This window comes from Brevundimonas sp. GW821-FHT10A07, from assembly GCF_059415785.1.
On record NZ_JBWKNX010000028.1, the window covers coordinates 1 to 17,344 of the forward strand.

At 62.9% G+C, this 17,344-nt stretch carries 10 protein-coding genes; 2 read left to right on the forward strand and 8 right to left on the reverse strand.

What is annotated here, in order from left to right:
• Window positions 1–613: 613 nt before the first annotated feature.
• Both AC07NC_RS17060 and AC07NC_RS17065 read left to right on the forward strand, forming a co-directional pair.
• Window positions 614–3,433 (forward strand): DUF2339 domain-containing protein, encoded by a 2,820-nt coding sequence (locus AC07NC_RS17060; RefSeq protein WP_494570247.1) that lies wholly within the window; start codon window positions 614–616, stop codon window positions 3,431–3,433.
• Between the two features lie 236 nt (window positions 3,434–3,669).
• Window positions 3,670–5,619, forward strand: coding sequence for a hypothetical protein (locus tag AC07NC_RS17065; RefSeq protein ID WP_494570248.1), 1,950 nt, complete (start codon window positions 3,670–3,672; stop codon window positions 5,617–5,619).
• A gap of 227 nt (window positions 5,620–5,846) precedes the next feature.
• Here AC07NC_RS17065 and AC07NC_RS17070 read toward each other — a convergent pair whose 3' ends face one another.
• The 8 genes from AC07NC_RS17070 to AC07NC_RS17105 all read right to left on the reverse strand — a co-directional run.
• Complete coding sequence (locus AC07NC_RS17070; RefSeq protein WP_494570249.1) at window positions 5,847–6,143, reverse strand: sigma factor-like helix-turn-helix DNA-binding protein; 297 nt, start codon at window positions 6,141–6,143, stop codon at window positions 5,847–5,849.
• Window positions 6,144–6,335: 192 nt separating this feature from the next.
• Window positions 6,336–6,953 carry a hypothetical protein gene (locus tag AC07NC_RS17075; RefSeq protein ID WP_494570250.1) on the reverse strand — a complete coding sequence of 206 codons (618 nt, stop codon included), beginning with the start codon at window positions 6,951–6,953 and terminating at the stop codon, window positions 6,336–6,338.
• Window positions 6,954–7,092: 139 nt separating this feature from the next.
• Window positions 7,093–7,533, reverse strand: a complete 441-nt coding sequence (locus AC07NC_RS17080; RefSeq protein WP_494570251.1) for a polymorphic toxin-type HINT domain-containing protein — start codon at window positions 7,531–7,533, stop codon at window positions 7,093–7,095.
• A gap of 287 nt (window positions 7,534–7,820) precedes the next feature.
• Entirely contained in the window at window positions 7,821–8,204 is a 384-nt protein-coding gene (locus AC07NC_RS17085; RefSeq protein ID WP_494570252.1) for a hypothetical protein, read from the reverse strand.
• Window positions 8,205–12,857, reverse strand: a complete 4,653-nt coding sequence (locus AC07NC_RS17090; protein ID WP_494570253.1) for a polymorphic toxin-type HINT domain-containing protein — start codon at window positions 12,855–12,857, stop codon at window positions 8,205–8,207. It lies immediately after the preceding gene.
• Window positions 12,858–13,467: 610 nt separating this feature from the next.
• Window positions 13,468–13,920: a hypothetical protein gene (locus AC07NC_RS17095; RefSeq protein WP_494570254.1), complete on the reverse strand. Its 453-nt coding sequence runs from the start codon at window positions 13,918–13,920 to the stop codon at window positions 13,468–13,470.
• Window positions 13,921–13,937: 17 nt separating this feature from the next.
• Window positions 13,938–14,105, reverse strand: a complete 168-nt coding sequence (locus AC07NC_RS17100) for a hypothetical protein (protein ID WP_494570255.1) — start codon at window positions 14,103–14,105, stop codon at window positions 13,938–13,940.
• 808 nt (window positions 14,106–14,913) lie between these two features.
• Window positions 14,914–17,344, reverse strand: a 2,431-nt coding sequence (locus tag AC07NC_RS17105; protein WP_494570256.1) for an RHS repeat-associated core domain-containing protein, incomplete at its 5' end; no start/stop codon positions are given.

The following is a 17,344-nucleotide window of genomic DNA, read 5'->3' on the forward strand; positions in this document are numbered from 1 at the left end:
CCTGTCCCATGGCTCTCCTCCAGCTCTGCCGGAGGCCTAACGCCGCCGGTGGGTTGGAGAGCCGTCCACAGCATCAATTGCGGACGCTGGGATATGGCCCTCGAGCGGACTCCTGTTCTAAGGGCCAGTCTGGGCCCTCCTGCCAAGAACTTCGAGTAAAGTTATCTACACCGCTGTGCGAGATAGCTGTCGCTTGCTGGTCTCTCGCCCCTGGTTTGATCGGCGGGCTCCAGGAGTGGATGACATGCTTTGGCTTCTCAGTTTCGCCCTCGGCGTATTCGTCTGGCGCCAGCACGTCGCGCTTAAACGGCTTGAAGCCAAACTGGATGAATCGATCCTCTTCGCCGAAGCGTTGAGGCGGCTTGTCACTGACCCTGGCCGTCGGACCGCTCCCGCTTCGGACGCCGAGCCTGCGGCCACAGCCGTGGCGGCTTATGCGCCCCCGTCTGACAGGACCGTCGCGTCTGCGACGCCGTCCGTCCCCGAAGCGCCGTCGGCACCGCTCCCACCAGCGCCTTCTCGCATACAGCCGGGAGCCCTGTCCGCTGCGCCTTCCGAACCCCGACCTGTAGCCTCGGCTCCATCTGTTCGACCGCAATCCTCCACCAGCCCCGTGACTTGGACCTCCGTTTCGACATGGCTGGCGGAAAACGGACTCGCCTGGATCGGCGGCGGCGGCTTGGCGCTCGGCGGCCTCTTGCTCGTCGCCTACGCTGCGCAAAAAGGAGTGTTCACGCCGCCCCTGCGCGTCACCGGCGCTGTCGTCCTCAGCGGCCTGATGATCGCCGCCAGCGAATGGATCCTACGCCAGAAACCCGCGCCGGGCGGACGGCATCTGCTCGCCGCGGCAGTTGCCGCCGGGGCGGGCGCGGTCACCCTCTACGGCGCAGTATGCGCAGCCTACGCACTTTACGGCATGTTGCCCTTCACGGTTGCTGCCGTTCTGGGCGCGACCGTGTCTCTAGCCCTGCTCGGCTTGTCCCTGCGCCACGGCGAGCCCCTCGCCCTTCTGGCCATCGCTGGCGCGGTCATCACACCTGGCGTCACGGGGATGGACGACTGGTCGCCGTTCACCCTCCACGCCTACGCCCTCTTGATCGGCGTCACCGGCTTCGTCATCAGCACGGTTCGTCGTTGGGACCGCGCCGGATTCGCCACTGTCATCGGCCTGCTTCTCTGGAGCTTGGCGCCACAGTTCAGCGGTGGAGGCGCCCTGCTGGTCCTGGCGGCTATAGGCCCCATGTGTGGCGTTCTATGGCGACGCAGACAGGATCGAGAAGACGCCAAAGAGCCGAAACCCGTTGGGTTTGCCCGGCAACCTTACGTCGCCCTTATTCTGACCACCCTCGCGTCAGCCAACCTCTGGCTCGGCGACCTTTCCGTGCCAGCCTACCTTCCGCAGGCCGCCCTCATCGCCGGCATCCTGATCGCGGCCGGCGCGGCGATGGTGCGGCTCGGACTAGCAAGACCTCAGGCCTTCGCTGCGCCTGTGGCCATGGCCGTGGCGATGTCCGTGCTCACTCTGGTTATCCACGCGCGACATCCCGGTTTGGCGATCCAACTGCCGTGGATCCACGCGCTGACGGCCCTGATCCCGCTGGCGGCCCTGGTGACGGGGTTGCGATCGCCCCCAGCCCCACGCACGATCCTTTTGGGTATCGGCGGCGTAGGCGTAGCGACATTCGCCAGCCTGTCCTGGCTGGTACTTGACCAGGTCGGCGCAACACTTGCCTGGACGCCCCCCGCCGTTTTGGCCACGGCCTTGTTCGCCGGCAGCGTTCTAATCGCGCGGCGCGTCGAACAGCCGACGAGGGACGTGGGCCTCGGACTTTGGCTCGCCGCAGCCGCCGAACTGGCGTTTCTTTCCATCCACGCTGCCGTCCCCGCTTATCTGGAGCCGGTCGCCTTCTCCGTCGCCGCTCTCACCCTTGCGATCGGCGCCGGATGCCTGTCGTGGCGTGGTCTCGCTCAAACCAGCGTCGTCGGCGGTCTGGCTGCACTGATTACCATGCTGCGTCCCGACGTCGTCAGTGCAACGCTCGAAGGTCGGCTGCCCCTGCCGTTCGCTCTCGGTGTTTCAGTGGGAGCCTCGGTACTGCTGTTCCTCGCCGCAAGACTGACGTCATCCGTGCGCACACCCAATCGCAACGAGGCCGAGGCCCAAGGCGTAGCGGCGCTTGCGATTTTGCTGATCGGCCTGTTCATCGCGCTGCAGGTCGCGCTCGCCGGGATTGAAGACCAGGCGGGTTCGGGCGAACTCTTCGAGGGCACGCTGCGTACCCTGATCCTGCTGTCCGCCGGACTGATCCTGATCATGCGCCAGCGTTCCGACGACGGTCCGATCGCGCGCTGGCGCACGGTCGTCATCGTCGGAGCCGGCGTTGTCCATGGCCTGTTCGTCCAGGGACTGGTCTGGAACCCCTGGTGGGGAGCCGGGGCGCCGCCCGCCGGCCTGCCTGTCTTCAACACCCTCGTCCTGCCGTTCCTCGCGCCGGCGATCCTCCTCGCCGCGACGGCCTGGCGGTGTAGCCCGCTTGACGGCTGGGCGCGCGCCTGGCTTTCGGCCGCAGCGGCGTTCGCCTTCCTCTGGGTTCTGATGGTGCTGCGTCACCTGTTCCAGGGTTCGGAAATGGGTGGGTTCGACATCGGGCGGGCCGAGGCCTGCGCCTATGCCGTCCTCCTTCTGCTAACCGCACGCGTGTTCACCGAGGAGCGCTTGGGCCTGATCGTTGGCCGAACAGGCTGGCTGCGCCGATTCGCCTCGCCGGCCGGCTCGACCGCCCCGCCTCTCGCTGAAGGGCGACCGGGCACCTCCCTTGGGCGCACGGCCTGGCTGCACAACGCCGCTGTACCCATCGGCTGGATGGCGCTGGTCTTTTCCGGCCTCGTGTTCGGCGTTTATGCAAGCCCGTGGTGGGGGCCGCAGCAAGCGCCAATCGCCTCAACGGCGGCCGCTCTGCTGCTCTTCGCTCTCTACGCGGCAGGCGCCGTGGGCTTCGCTGGTCTCGGCCAAACGTCGGGGGCTTTTGGCAAGACCGCTGCTGTCGGTGTGGTGGGGGTACTCTTCGCTTTAATGTCTCTGATCATCCGCTGGTGCTTCCACGGCGAGGCCATGAGCGAGCCCGCGCCCGGAGGAGCATTGGAGACTTGGACCTTCTCTGCCCTGTGGGCGGGATTCGGCCTGGCGACGCTTAGTCTTGGCACGGCCCGTAAGGCGGCGACCTTGCGATGGTCTGGATTGACCGTCCTGGCGATCACAGCCGTCAAGGTGATGATGTTCGATCTGGCGAGGCTGGAGGGCGTCATCCGCGCCGCCTCCTTCCTCGCTGTCGGCGCTCTTTTCCTTGGAGGGGCGCTCGTCGTGCGTCGACTGAACGGTCAGAGCGCTATGAAGACGTCTGATCTGAACCAGCGAGACGATGCGACTCATTGAAGAACGTCGTCCGCTCATCAAAAAGCTGGAGAGCGCCAGGAACGGTCATTCACTGATCGCCGGAAGTAGACATTCGAATCGTCGTCCGGGCGCACCTGCAAGCACGGGAAGCCCGGCGTGAACTTTGACGAGCCTGCGACTTCGAAGTTTGAGGGCGCAGATTGAGGCTAGTATCGAAATGGTGGTCGGCGCCACGGTTCGGCGTTACCGAGAGACATGGAGTACGTGGGGCGCGAATGACGATAGCAACGAGCGACCTCGACGCCTGGGGTCTCACAGTTGTCGAAGTGATCGACGAGGACGGCGCTTCCCGCCACTTCGTGCCTTTCGAAACACAACGCGCCAAGGCTTATCCGGTGGGCTCGGAGCACCTGCTCGTCGTGGGCGCGGGCGCGATGACCTATCATCGCGGCGTGGCCGCCGTGGTGGATCGCAAGACGCTGGCCAGGACATACGAAATCGAAGCCGAGCCGGGCCAGCACATCAGAAAATTCGCTTTCGGCTCCAACCCGGGCTCCGTCGTGATCGTTCCGGACGACCGATGGCTGGGACGCTCAAAGACGGGCGATGATCCGGTTCACTATCAGACCCGTGTCGTCGAGGTCGCCCTAGACGGGGCGTGGACGCGGGAGGTCTTCGTCGAGAATTTCAGTTGTCATAATGTCGTGGTGGAGGAGGGCGGCGCCGTTGTTCTGACGGGTCATCACTTCGAACCCAAGATGGCGATGGCCGTCGTCAGGATCGACACCGCCTCGGGCGAGATCGAGATCGAACGAATCGCGGATGGGCAGACCTGGATTCTTCTATCTGCCCTGCGTTGGTACAGTCCGGACGGACGTTTCGCTTTGCGGCATCATGTGGGAACGGTGATTCGGGACGCAGTGAAGCCTCTGGGAGGGCTGTTACGGCGCGATAAGCCGCAGCATCCCGATTTCAAGAACGACGGGCAGGTTCGATATGGGCTCGCACTGGACCTATACCGCCTCTTCCCCTTCAAGCTGGAGCGCCGCGTCATCACGCGGTGGTGCACGGAGACGGAGATCGGCCTGTACAAGACCCTGGGAGAGCGGCAGGTCCCCGAGGCGGGCAAACCCGTCCTGGAAGCGCTGGCGCGGGCTGCGGATTACCGTAACTGGGATGGGTCCAGTCAACTCCTCGCCCGCCGAAAGTGGCATCTGCGGCCCGAGGCGCGCAAGGCCGCCGAAACCGGTGATCGGCAGGTCCAAGAGAAGCTGTTCGACCAGATGCGAGATGTTGTCTGGAACCGAGCTTCGAGCGGATTTACCGTTCATTTCCGCGACGGCCAGGAACGCCGCATCGATCTCGACGGGACCCCGGGAGACTTGGTCGCTTCGACCGAGCCGGCGCGGAAAGCGAGCGTGTCCCAAGCCGCGTGCGACGACGCGAACAAACGCCTCCGCGAACGGTCGACCTGCGTTGTCGCGATAGCGAGCCTGGACGCGGACGGGATGATCGACGCGCTGGGCCGCCTGGCGGAGCGGTTGAAGGGCGACCTGGCGGCGCTGACCTTCGCCGACGCTCTGGTCGTCAAGTTTCAGTTCGGCCGACGGCGGTTGGACACGAAGGCGCTGTCCAAGACGATCCTCGGCCTTGATCGGGACGACCAAGAAAGGACTGTCGGCCCACTCAGGAAGATCTTGGAGGTCTATGCGGCGTCCGCCCTGCCCTATATCGGGGACACCCATAAACATATCGGCGAAGGTGGCGGCGAACGGGATCGCGCCGCGCTCTCGTACCTAGCTCTGACACTGGCGCGCATCAGTGCGGTCGACCACGCCGTGCTGAAACGGTGGTTCGAAACGGTCGATCAGGAACACGACGGGTTTGCCGCCGACAAGGTGTTTCCCGCTGCCTTGGCGCACGGCCTCACGGACGAGGCCATCCGGTTCGCCGTCTGGTTCGCGATGACGCAATGGCAGACGGTCAGCTACAACTTCGCGACGCTGGGCGTGATCGAGGCCGCCAGGACCAGGTTCAAGGCGGTGGACTTCGTGGCTGTGATGATCGCGGAAGCCGAAGATTTCGTCTTTCCGCGAGGATTCCAAGATCTGGAGTCTCCGATCCATGATCGGCTGTTGGCGGGATCGAGGCTTCTGGACCCAGCGCACGCTTGGGACCGGGAAGTCTTAGCGCGGCTACCGGCGGAGGTCCGAGAAGCGGGCTGAACCAACAATGTCTCGACGCCATACGGAACCTTCAAGCGAAGGAAGAAACGCTGCCCGGCCACTCAGCCGCCGCTTGGTGAAGCCATACCCCAAAGCCGGCTGCGCGCCACCACCAGACATTGGCTGCCGCCCCTGAAGGCGACAGTCAAGCTGGGCGAAACAGCGTCTTGGCCGTGACGCCGCCTAGTGGATCGAATGTCGCGAGGCCGCCAGCTCGGTCGCCACGATCAGCTTGTCAGGATTGCGGGTGATGAAGATCGAGACGATGCGACTCTCCTCGATCTCCAGCGCGGTGGTCTGCAGGGTTCCGTCGCCCGGGCGATGCGGTCGCCCTCGTCGCGGGCAGACCGGACAGCGCGGGCGGGCGTCCGGGACGTGCTTGCGCGCCCAGGCCGCCAGTTGCCGGACGGCGGCGGCGTCCCCCGGCCCAGGGTGACGGCGACCTCGGCCAGGGGCGTGCCAAAGACGTCGTGAAGCAGAAAGGCCGCCCGCTCTAGCGGCGACAATCGCTCCAGCGCCATCATCAGCGACAGGGTCAGGCGGTCCAGCGCCGGACCACGATCGAGACCCGGAGATCTCGCGCGATATTAGCGTGCTCCTGGCTCTCGTGCATTCAGCCCCCTCGTTCACATAGCCGACTGTCGTCACCTGGGCCTAATCAAGGCACCGATCAGCCGTGCTGCGAGCACGGATGCACGGAAAGTCCTGCTTCACTTTCAAGACGATCGGTGAACCTCTGTTTGAAGAGCGGGCTCCACCTTCAATGCCTCGCGCAGACGCTGCAGTCTGTCGCGATAACCGCCCGCATCGCCATAGTCGATGAAGGCCTGATAGCGGGCATGGGGATCGGGGACCTTGAGCGCGTGCTTGATCGGACACCAGTATTGCTCGGTGCGGCTAGCGATTTCGCGGACATAGGCCACGACGCCGTTAGCGTATTCGCAGTACCAGCAGTTGGCGGCCTCCAGCCAGTTGAGATAGGCTAGCTTGCTGCGGTCGAAGACCAGATAGTCGCGTCGCGCCACACGCGGCAGGCCATAGGCCCAAAAGCAGATCGCTTGATAGGCCGAGGCCCACAGGTCGAGCAGCGCCAAGGGCAAGATGAGAGAATAAATCACCGGCGCGGACAGCACAGTCGCGACCGGGGCGCGGACCAGAAGGGCCCCGGCGCTCACGCGCAGCCGGCGGTGCTCCAGGGTCACGCCGTGCTCGAACTCGACCAACCCCGCGTGCAGCCGCCAGCCGAGATCCTTGCGCCGTTTGAAGATTTCGCGGTCCAGCTCGGTCTGCAGCCGGACGATCTCATCGGCGAGGCTGGCGATGCGGTTGGTCATGGATCAGTCCCGTCTTGCGCATCAGTCTGGGCCCGAACCCCGGCTGAAGCCATGATCTGAGTCAACCGGTCGGGCTGACACCGGTGGAGGGCCGGAATCGGCCGAGGCGCAGAGGCGTCAATCCTCGTTTGGGACGGCCTCAAGTTCGGCGGCCGTCACCAGTTCGCTGTGCCCAAAGCCCTTGCGGTAATCTAGGATCGAGATGACCAGCGGCGTCACGGCGAACAACGCCATCTCGCCGGGGGCGGCGGAGAAGGCGTTCAACTCCAAGGCAAGCATTATGCACCCACACGCCGCTCTCGCCAACGAAGTAGGTGTGGAAGCCCTCGACCTCGAAGTTGTAGGTGGGCTCGATCCGCTCGGTTTTAAGGACAGTGATGACGATGGCGCGGTCGCCGTCTGCGCTGACCAGTTCCGTCCCCGGCGTTAGGTCCTTCGTCTCCGGCCAGGCGCCGGCCGCCGTGCGCCAGGGATGTTCGTCCGTCGTACCGATCGGCTCGCGCTGAACGCGACCTTGGGCATCAGTCGTTTCGACCATTACCTCCCAGATTTCCCGTTCGCTGCCGGCGATCAAAGCCACGACCGGTTGAATACGGTTTCGCCGGTCAGTTCATCCCGCGCCAAGACCTGATCGCCGACGGCGACTTGCTCTATCAGTTTCAAGCCGCCGGACGTCTGAACCTCCGTGCCTGCGACGAAGCAGTTGCAGGTTCGCCCGGCGCGAGCAGCGAGGCGGGACAATGGGCCCGCGCCTCGGAACACCTTGATCGCCGGCCCCACCGGCACGACCATAAGCAACAGCTTCGCATAGATCGACGGCCCGGAGAAGCTAGCGCGGGGTAAAGGCTGACGGCATCGGACTGGAGCTTACTTCCTTCTATCCCGATGAAACAAAACTTTATGGACAACTAATTTCATTTGAGGCGGCATTCCACGGGGAAAATAGTCAGCCGCAACGGTATCTCCATCCGCCAAATTAGATACTGATTTTAACATATCAATTTGTAATTGATACACATCTTGCGATACCGAACAATCGAGTTTTTCAAGAAAATTCTCGATAGTAAATGGCTCAACTTTTCGAACCCATCCATATTGATTACTTGCTTTAGAATACACCCCTCTAAATTTACAACCTTCTTTATATGACACAGCATTGTGCTCAGGAGAGAGGTATAACTCCTCCCCGTCATAGCTAAAGCAGCTGTTTTGTGGGCTATACTTTCCAACGAGGAGGGAGGAAAAATGCATCTAATTTTCCCAAGGCCGATAGAACCTATGGCGATTGATATGATCTGCAGTGGTCCTCAGTCGAAGATTGGCCACGTCATGTGTTCCTCCAACACTTCTTGCCACCAAGTGGTCCACTTGGTGGCAAGGTGGCGACCTGCCCTGGCGTAACCACTGATTCATCCACTTGGGTGCCAGGCCGCTTTCCGCCAGAGCACGCCGAAAATTAGCGATTGGTCCTTTGAGCGCAACCTTACAAGCATTATGCACCCACACGCCGCTCTCGCCAACGAAGTAGGTGTGGAAGCCCTCGACCTCGAAGTTGTAGGTGGGCTCGATCCGCTCGGTTTTAAGGACAGTGATGACGATGGCGCGGTCGCCGTCTGCGCTGACCAGTTCCGTCCCCGGCGTTAAGTCCTTCGTCTCCGGCCAGGCACCGGCCGCCGTGCGCCAGGGATGTTCGTCCGTCGTACCGATCGGCTCGCGCTGAACGCGACCTTGGGCATCAGTCGTTTCGACCATTACCTCCCAGATTTCCCGTTCGCTGCCGGCGATCAAAGCCACGACCGGCTTGAATACGGTTTCGCCGGTCAGTTCATCCCGCGCCAAGACCTGATCGCCGACGGCGATCTGCTCGATCAGTTTCAAGCCGTCGGATGTCTGCACCTCTGTCCCGGCGACGAAACAATTGCAGCCCCGCCCTACGCGAGCAGCGAGGCGGGAGAGTAGGCCCGCGCCTCGGAACACCTTGATCGCCGGTGCAGCTGGAATGAACAAGAGAATCGGCTCGGCGTAGATTTCGTTACGCTCGCTGGCTGCCTGATAAGCCGCCTGGAACGGTGCATACTGCGGATCGCTTTGAATGGGCGGCCCCGAAAATCCCGCGCCAGGAAAGGCCCCGCCGATGCCGCCCCCGGGAGACCCCGTATTTGGAATGAACCCGGTTCCCGAAGTGTTCGTCCCTCCTGGCCTTCCGGTAGTCCGGCCCTCGGAGCACGAAGATATTCCTCCGGCCCAAGTCCCGACCTCGGGCGTATCGTTGATGGCGCAGACGAAATACGGCCGCCCGCCCACATCTATCCGAGACAGGCCCAGAGGGTCGGTCCAGTTGACCGGATCAGCGCCGACATAGGTGTAGAGGTTTGCGCCGCCTGAATAACCGATAGGGTCGGGTTGCAGGAACCGGCCCAGCCCCGGCACATAGGCGCGTGCTCTGAGGGCATAGACGCCGGCTTCAGGCAGCCAGGCCTGCCCGGCGTATTGGAACCGTCCCGCGTTGGCTGAGCCGGACACCCCGTATTCGTCATAGGTATTGATGGTCGCGGCCGCCCCCGCGCCGTTCGCCACGGCCATGACAGACCCCAGATCGTCGGCCATAAGCCAACGCCGGTCCGCTACCCCCGCGCCCTCATAGCTGGCGATCGGATCGTCCAGCCCCAGACCGGGCACATGGCGTCGGGTGATGGTCGAGCCGCTGGACGGATATTCCCCGATCAACTGCCAGCCGTCGTAGAGGAACCGGGCGGATACCGCGCCCGACGACTGATAGAGGCGCCCCTCGGGGTCGGACGAGTAGCTTGTGGTCGCGCCCGATCGTGTGGCCGCACTCAATCGGCTGAGGCTATCATAGGTGTAGGTGGCGTCTGGCGCGCCGGTTGTATTTTGTCGGCCGTCATAGGTCACAGCGGCGCCTGATACGGCTGTGACCTGGTTCAAGCCGTTGTTGGCGTAGCTGGTCGTTCCGGCGCCTGGCGTATGAGCGTAGGCAGTGTTCGAAAGCGTCCGAGAGACGAGTTGACCGGCCGGATTGTATCCAAGAGCGATGCTCACGTCCGCCGACGTGCCTGCCAGGTTGTGGGACAGGTTTGTCAGTCGTGACATGGCGTCCCAGCCGAAGGCGCTGCTGGCGCCGTTCCCGAAGACCGCCGACGTCCTGCGACCCAGGTTGTCGTAGGCGTAGGTGGCGAGGACGCCTGCTCCCGAAGCGGTCCCGTTTTCCCGCACCGCCGTCAAGGCGTCGTAGAGATCATAATCATAGCCGACATACAGCCCGTCCGGCCAAATCAGACGGGTTCGACGATCTGCAAGATCATATTGTGACGACACCGTCCCCAGAGGTCCGCTCTCGCTGGTTTGACGCCCCAAAGCGTCCCACGCATAGGTCAGTGTCTGACCGCCGCCGGTCATGCCGGTCAGCCGATCCAGCAGATCGTAGCTCACGGTCACATCCGACGCGGTCCCTGGAAGATCGAGCGCCGTGTCGCGGTTCAATGCGTCGTAGGTGATGGTGGAGACGATCCCGGCCCGATCCCTGAAGCTGACGACGTTGGAGGTGGTGTCATAGCCATAGTCCTCGTAGTCGCTCGTCGAGCTGCCGCCGCCCGAGGCGTTGGGATAGCGCAGTCGGGCCATCCGGTCGAAGCCGTCGTGGACCAAGGTAGAGACGTTGCCCTTGCCGTCGGTCATGGTGACCGGATTGCCGTTGGCGTCGCGCGTCAGGCTTTCGCCGATAGGGCTGACGGCGTAGCCGTTCGTGGTCGATGTGAGGCGCGAGGCCGCGTCATAACCGTATCTGACGATGCGGTCTGGCCCAAAGGCGCCCGCCGTTGCCGGTGTGCACGCGGAAGTCGGAGGTGACCCGAACGTCGTCGGGTTCATTCGGGTGACGACACAGTCAAGCCGACCGAGAACGTCATAAGATCTTTGCGATACGCCATAGGTCGTTCCGCCCGCCTGAATGGCGGTGCGGATCGGGCGCCCGAGCGTGTCATAGGCGACCGTTGCCTGTTGCAGACTGGCGAAGGCGGCCCAGTTGGCGTCCGTCAGGCCATCCACGGTCCCTTGCTCCTGAAGGGTCAGTTGCCCACGACCGTCATAGGTGTTGCGCTGCGCCCTACGCTTGAGCGGGCCGCTACCATCAGGATCAGGACCGACCACGCCCAGCAACTGATGCTCCAGGTCGTAGCGGAGGTGAACGGCGTCAGTCGTGCCGGGCAAGGGGCCATTGATCGAGGCGAGATCGCCGTTGGACGAATAGACCATGCCGGTCGAGGCCGTCAGCACGCCGTCGCCGGATCCGGTCGAGACCGTCGTGGCGAGCACATTATTGCCTGAGGCCGTGGCGCCATAGTTGAAGGTGGTTCGGACCTCGCCGGCCGTTCCTGCACAACTCGCCGCCGTGACACATTCAGATTGGGTCAGGGGCACAGTGATCGCTGTCGCCATGGGGCCGAAGGTCGAGGGGCCGGTCTTGATCCAGGCCGAACGCGCCCCGTAGGTGATCCGGGTCTCAGGCCGCACGGCGCCGGACGTAGGCGCAGGGGCCTTTACCGCCGTCAGGCCGCCGTGGCTGGCGTCCCATGTATAGTTTGTGACGCCGCCGCGCTCGTCCGTCGTCGTGGTCGGCAGATTGCAGGTAATCGGATTGGTGCAGGTGGCGGCGAAGGAGGCGGAGGTCGATATGTTTGACAGCCCCGAGCCCGCGACGGGCGTCCAGGTGGTCTGAGTGATGTTGCCGCGACCGTCATAAGCATAGGTGACGCTGTTGCCGCGTGGCAGGGTGATCTGACTGACCCGGCCGGAATTGTAGGCATAGTTGACTGTATGGGTCAGCGGGTCGGTGAAACTGTTCAGCAACTGCGCCGAAATGTTCGACCTCGCCGTGGAAACGCCGCTGGCCGGATCAGTGATGGTGGTGGTGCGAACCCCGGCGGCGTCGCTGTAGGCATAGGTCCAACTGCTGGAACCGGCCTGAACCGACGACACCCGGTTGGACGTGTAGGCGATGCTGATGTCGTTGGTGGTGCTACCGGGCAGGCGAATGCCCGTCATGCGGCGATCGGTCGTGTAATATTCGTAGCGGGTGGCTTGACCCAACGCATCCGTGACCGTCGAATAACTGTCGCCAGTAACGTAGGTGGCTTGAGGGCGCGGACCTGCTACACTGTAGCAGAACTCAGGATCGCAATAATCGTCCTTGATATTGCGGCCAGAGACGCCGGTGATCCGCGTCCAGGCGCCGAACTGTTCCGATGTGGTCGGCCCCGACATCATCTCGTACTGGATAACCAGTCGATAACCGTGGTTGTTCTGCGCCGAAAGAAGCCGAACCGCCCGTTGCAAGGGAATGGTCTCTTCGATGACAGCCGTTTCGTAGGTCAGATCCGTCCGCTCGCCGTTCGGACGAGTGATAGAGATCGCGCGGCCGAAATTGCCGCCCCATGGCGAGAACCCCGTACTCAGATTCTTGTCGAACACCACGACTGTTCCATCGGCCCAGGTCCAGGTCAGGATCAATGAGGATGTGTCGACCAGCTTGGAGCCGCGCGGGATGGCCGGCGTATAGGTAGAGCCGCTCTTGGTGAAGGATTCAGAATAGCCGCCGATGCTGACGACATAGGTGCTCGTCGTGCCGATGCGCTCGACTGCGCTCATCAGGTTGTCGCGCCAGCCGGTCCCCGCAAACGAACGGCTGTAGACCATGCCGCCCTGGTCGGGCGGACCGATCACCACATCGGTCGTCGAAAGATTGAATGTGCCGGCGAGCACATCCACGCCGCGTTCATCGACGATGTATTGAGTGGGCGGCGGAGCCGAAAGCACCGACTGCGCCAGAGAGGGCGTGGCGATTAATGCGCTGCTGATCAGCAACGCTGCCTTGAGAGGATGGCGCATGGGAGACCTCAGACAGCCGGAGTAGAAATTGGGGTGGGAACCGCCTGTTCGTCGCTGGAAGCGTCGGCTGAGGACGCTGAGGCGGGACTTTCCGAACTGTCAGCGACCGGTGCATCCGTCACTTCACGTTCAGCCTCCGCCTGCGCCGTCAGGCCGGCGCTAGTCGTGACGGTGGTCGCCCTCTGAGTACGGCCGTCGGCATTATCGAGGGCGTAGTTCGTCGTCCGGGTCGTCGTCCCTACCGCTCGCGCTACGCGCGTCAGCCGACCATGAACATCATAAGTGTAGGTCTGGGTTTCCTGAGCCATGGCAGCTGAAGCCAGCCCAAGCCCCATGGCAAACGCACTCCCGAACAATCGCATCGCATCCCCCAAAGCTCGACAATCAGACTTCGACGATCCTCGGCTCCAGTCAAGCTTTATCAACTCCAGCGAGAGGAAAATTCCCTACGAGTAGGCGCGGTCCGTTGGGCAGCCTCGATCGTCTCAGGAATTCTCCGCGCATCAGCCCAGGAGCAGGCTCCCGCATGGATGCGTGCGCTCGTTGAGAGATGGCATGGGTTCAGAAGGCGGCTAAGATCCCGACTTGTCTTCAGGGGCGCATCACTGATTCAAAACAGCCGAAACAGAACGCCACCGGCCACCAATCCAGGGACCCCCGCTGCAATCCCAACCTGCAGCAGCCTGCGGTTCTGCCGATCGGCGGTGCGCGCATGGTCAATCCAGCGTCCGAGTTCTCCCGCAGCCGCAGACAGATGCCTCATGGCATCCCGCGTCACCTCCGTCGCTTCCCTGCGTGCATACCCCTGAGCACTTCTGATCTCGCGTGCCATGTCCTCGGGCGTCAGGCTCAACGCTCCCCGCTCAACCGAACGGCCCATCGCCGCGGAACTGCTCGCCATATTTGCTGCAAACTGTCCAAGTGTCTCGGTGTAGTCCGGCTGCTCGAGTCGTTCTCCGGACAGAGCTTCCACGCCCAGCCGCCTAAGCGCCACCTCTCGCCGCAAAGCCTCGAATGACTCGGCGGTCACCTCGCCTCCCACATCGCTTTCGTCGGTATCCATCAGACCGGCTCCTCTGCTCAGATACCCATGCCTCGGCCGCGCCCACGCTCAGCGCCAATGCTGGTCACGAGCGTCTTTGCCAGCGACCGTCTTGGCTCCGTCTCGATACCGAGCGCCGCTTGGCGATTGCGTAGCAGCGGCTCCATTTGCGGATCGCGCTCCAGCGCCTTGGCCATCGCCGCCATGCGATCCCGCAGCAGACATCGCCTTTATGTCGCCGGCTGCGTAGGCCACGGAGCGGCGTGCATTCAGACGCGTGTGGCCGACTTAAGGCTCGTCCTGGCGGCGGAAGCCCTGAAGTGCGAGGCGTCTGAGCTCCTAGGCGAGACCGACCAAGGGACGCCGGGCTGCGGCCGTCTCGTCCGAGCATGGCACAAGCTCGATCTCTCGAACAGCGCGAGGCGGTCACGCGTCTGGTCGAGGCGTCCGGGCGTTATATCGTCGCGTAAAGCATCGACCAAGCGCGTCGGGCGGATGGCGCAGCGTCCCCCGATTGGAAGCGGAGAGATGGGTATAGTCTGAACAGATCGAGCATTTTCATTTGGAACGACACCACCTTATTGAATGCAGGAGGGCAGTTGGGCAGAAACCTATAACGACTGGCAGAAATAAATACGCCCCTCCCGCATCAACAAACACTGTCTTCTCCGAAGACCAACCATGAATCATTGATCAGGTGACTTGGAATCCACTTTGTCCGCACAGCCCATCCCCGACTTCATATCAAATCCGCACGAAGAGCACTTGGTTTGAGGAAATGGTGATCCAAAGAAGCTAAATGCCCCCTGACCGAATGCGTATGGAGATTTGCCGCAACATGGGCATGAAAAAACAATGTAGAATATGGGCATCAAAACCGCGCCCAACGCCGCCACCGCCCACCCCAACGGCACGTTTAAACTTAACATATTCAAAGGTTTAATGAAAAAATAAAGCAAGCCAAACCCGCATATCAGCGGCGGAGCAGAGAGTACAAAGCGGTAAAATCGGACTCTAATCATTTAGCCCCCCCCCACAAAGCGGCATGTTTGACGATTTGATACGTGTCTTGGTAACTCCACCGTACACTCCCCCTCCTGCTCCTAAGCCAAATTCTCCTCCAGCGTAATTGCCGTTGCTATCGAACGCCAAATTTAAACTGCCGGGGCCAAAAGCGAGCTCGAATCTGTAGCCTTTACCCAGCCATTGCCCGACGGTGTCGATCACCCCGACCGATACGCCCGCGCTCCCGCCCAATCCCGCTGACCCGGTTCCCGTGAAAACCCAACCTTCCGCTCCTATTGAAGGTATGGAGAAGCGATTGAGAGCGAAGCCGGCCCCAGCGGCAAGATTCAAATCTAGCCCTCCGCCCACGATGTAAACGGGCCCATCAGTCGGAGCGATACAGTTGCGCTCCCGCGCGCGGCTAGCAGAGCCACCACTTCTTGGGGCGCCACCGCCATCTTCGTTTCTGTACAGGCGACCAAACTCGTCAGGGTCCACGCAAACCCCAAAACCGCACGGATTTTTCTTCCCATTTACAATAACGTCACCAACGCTCGGAGCTTCCTGGAGCCCACTCGGGTCATCGAAGTTTACTGGATCCGCCCCGACATAGGCGTACAGGTTCGCCCCTGCCTGATACCCGATGGGATCGGTCTGCATGAACCGTCCGAGAGTCGGCGCATAGGCTTTGGCCCGATAGTGATAGAGCTGCGCTTCCGGCAACCACATCTGACCGGTGTACTGGAACCGGCCGCTGTTGCCCGCGCCCGGCACGCCGTATTCGTCGTAGGTGTTGGTGGCGATGACGCCGGCCGAGCCGTTGGTGATCGAGATCACCGACTGACGCTCGTCGGACAGCGGATAGCGGCGGTCCGTCGCGCCTGCCCCCTCATAGGCGGTGACGATGCTGTCCAGGCCGACGCCCGGCACATAGCGCCGCAGCAGACCGCCCGAGGTGTTGTATTCCCCGATCGCTTGGTCGCCGTCGTAGAGGAAGCGCGTAGAGCCTGACTGATACAGCCGGCCGGCCGGATCGTAGCTGAGGCCCGTCGTCGTTCCTCCGACCGTAGCCGAGGTCAGTTCGTTGGCGCCGTTGTAGCCATAGGTCCCCATCGGAGCCGAGGTGATGTTCTGACGAGCGTCGTAGCCGATGGCGGTTCCCCCGGCCGCCGTCACTTGGTTTTTGCCGTTGTTGACGTAGCCCGTGCTACCTGCGCCCGGCGTATAGGCATAGGCGGTGTTGGACATGGTCCGCGTGGCGATCTGGCCCGCCGGATTGTAGCTGAAATTCAGCGTCAGATCGTTGGCCGTGCCGGCGAGGTCGTGGCTCAAACTCGTCAGCCGACCGGCGCCGTCGTAGCCCCATGAGGTGTTCGCGCCATTGGCGTTGCCCTGGACCGTGCGTCGGCCCAGGTTGTCGTAGCCGAACCAGGCAAGGTTCCAGTTGGTCGCCCCGTTCTCACGGACCGCAGTCAGCTCACCGGCGAGATTGTAGTCGTAGGCGGCCCAGAAGCCGTCCGGCCACTGCATCGACGTCCGGCGACCCGCCAGGTCGTAGCCGTAGCTGACCGTGCCGACGCCGTTCTGCGTCTCGCTGGTCATCCGACCCAGGGCGTCCCAGGTTCGCGTCGAACCCGCACCGCCGCTCGTGTAACTGATGCTCGTCAGACGGTTCATCAGGTCATAGGCGAACGTCCGATCCGCGATCGCCGATCCGCCCATGACGGTCTGGCGATTTAGGGCGTCAAAGGCAAAGCCAATCAGCTCGCCCGCTCTGTTGCGGTAGCTGGTGACGTTCGAGCCGGCGTCGTAGCCGTATTCTTCATAGTCCGTGGTCGAGGAGCCCCCGCCGGAGGCGTTGGGATAGCGGATCCGGCTCAGCCGGTCGAAGCCGTCATAGACCATGGTCGAGACATTGCCTTTGCCGTCGGTCAGGATCAGGGGCTTGCCGTTGGCGGTGTAGGTGGCGCTCTCGGTGATCGGCGATCCGGAGCCATAGCCAGAGATGGTCGAGGTCAGTTGGCCGGCGGCGTCATAGCCGTACTTTGTGATCCGGTCGGAACCGAAGGCGCCGGGCGTGCCCAGGGTGCAGGCCGAAGCCGGCGGACTGGCGAAGGCCGACGGGTTCATCCGCGTCGCCACGCAGTCCTGGCGACCCGAGGCGTCGTAGCTGACCTGGACGAGGCTGTGGGTCGATCCGCCCGCCTGGGCGCGCTGGTGCGTCGCCCGGCCGTAGCTGTCGTAGGCGAAGGCCGTCTGCTGCAGGCTCGAGAAAGCCGACCAGTTCGCGTCCGTCAGCCCCGCCAGCTGCTGGCCATTCGGTCCCGTGCTGACAGTCGTCCGTGTCGTGCCGCTGTCGGTGTAGCTAGGCGTACAGGCAAGCGTCAAGCTCGCACGGGAGATCCCCAAGAAATCCTGCGCACCGAAGTGCCCCATCTTC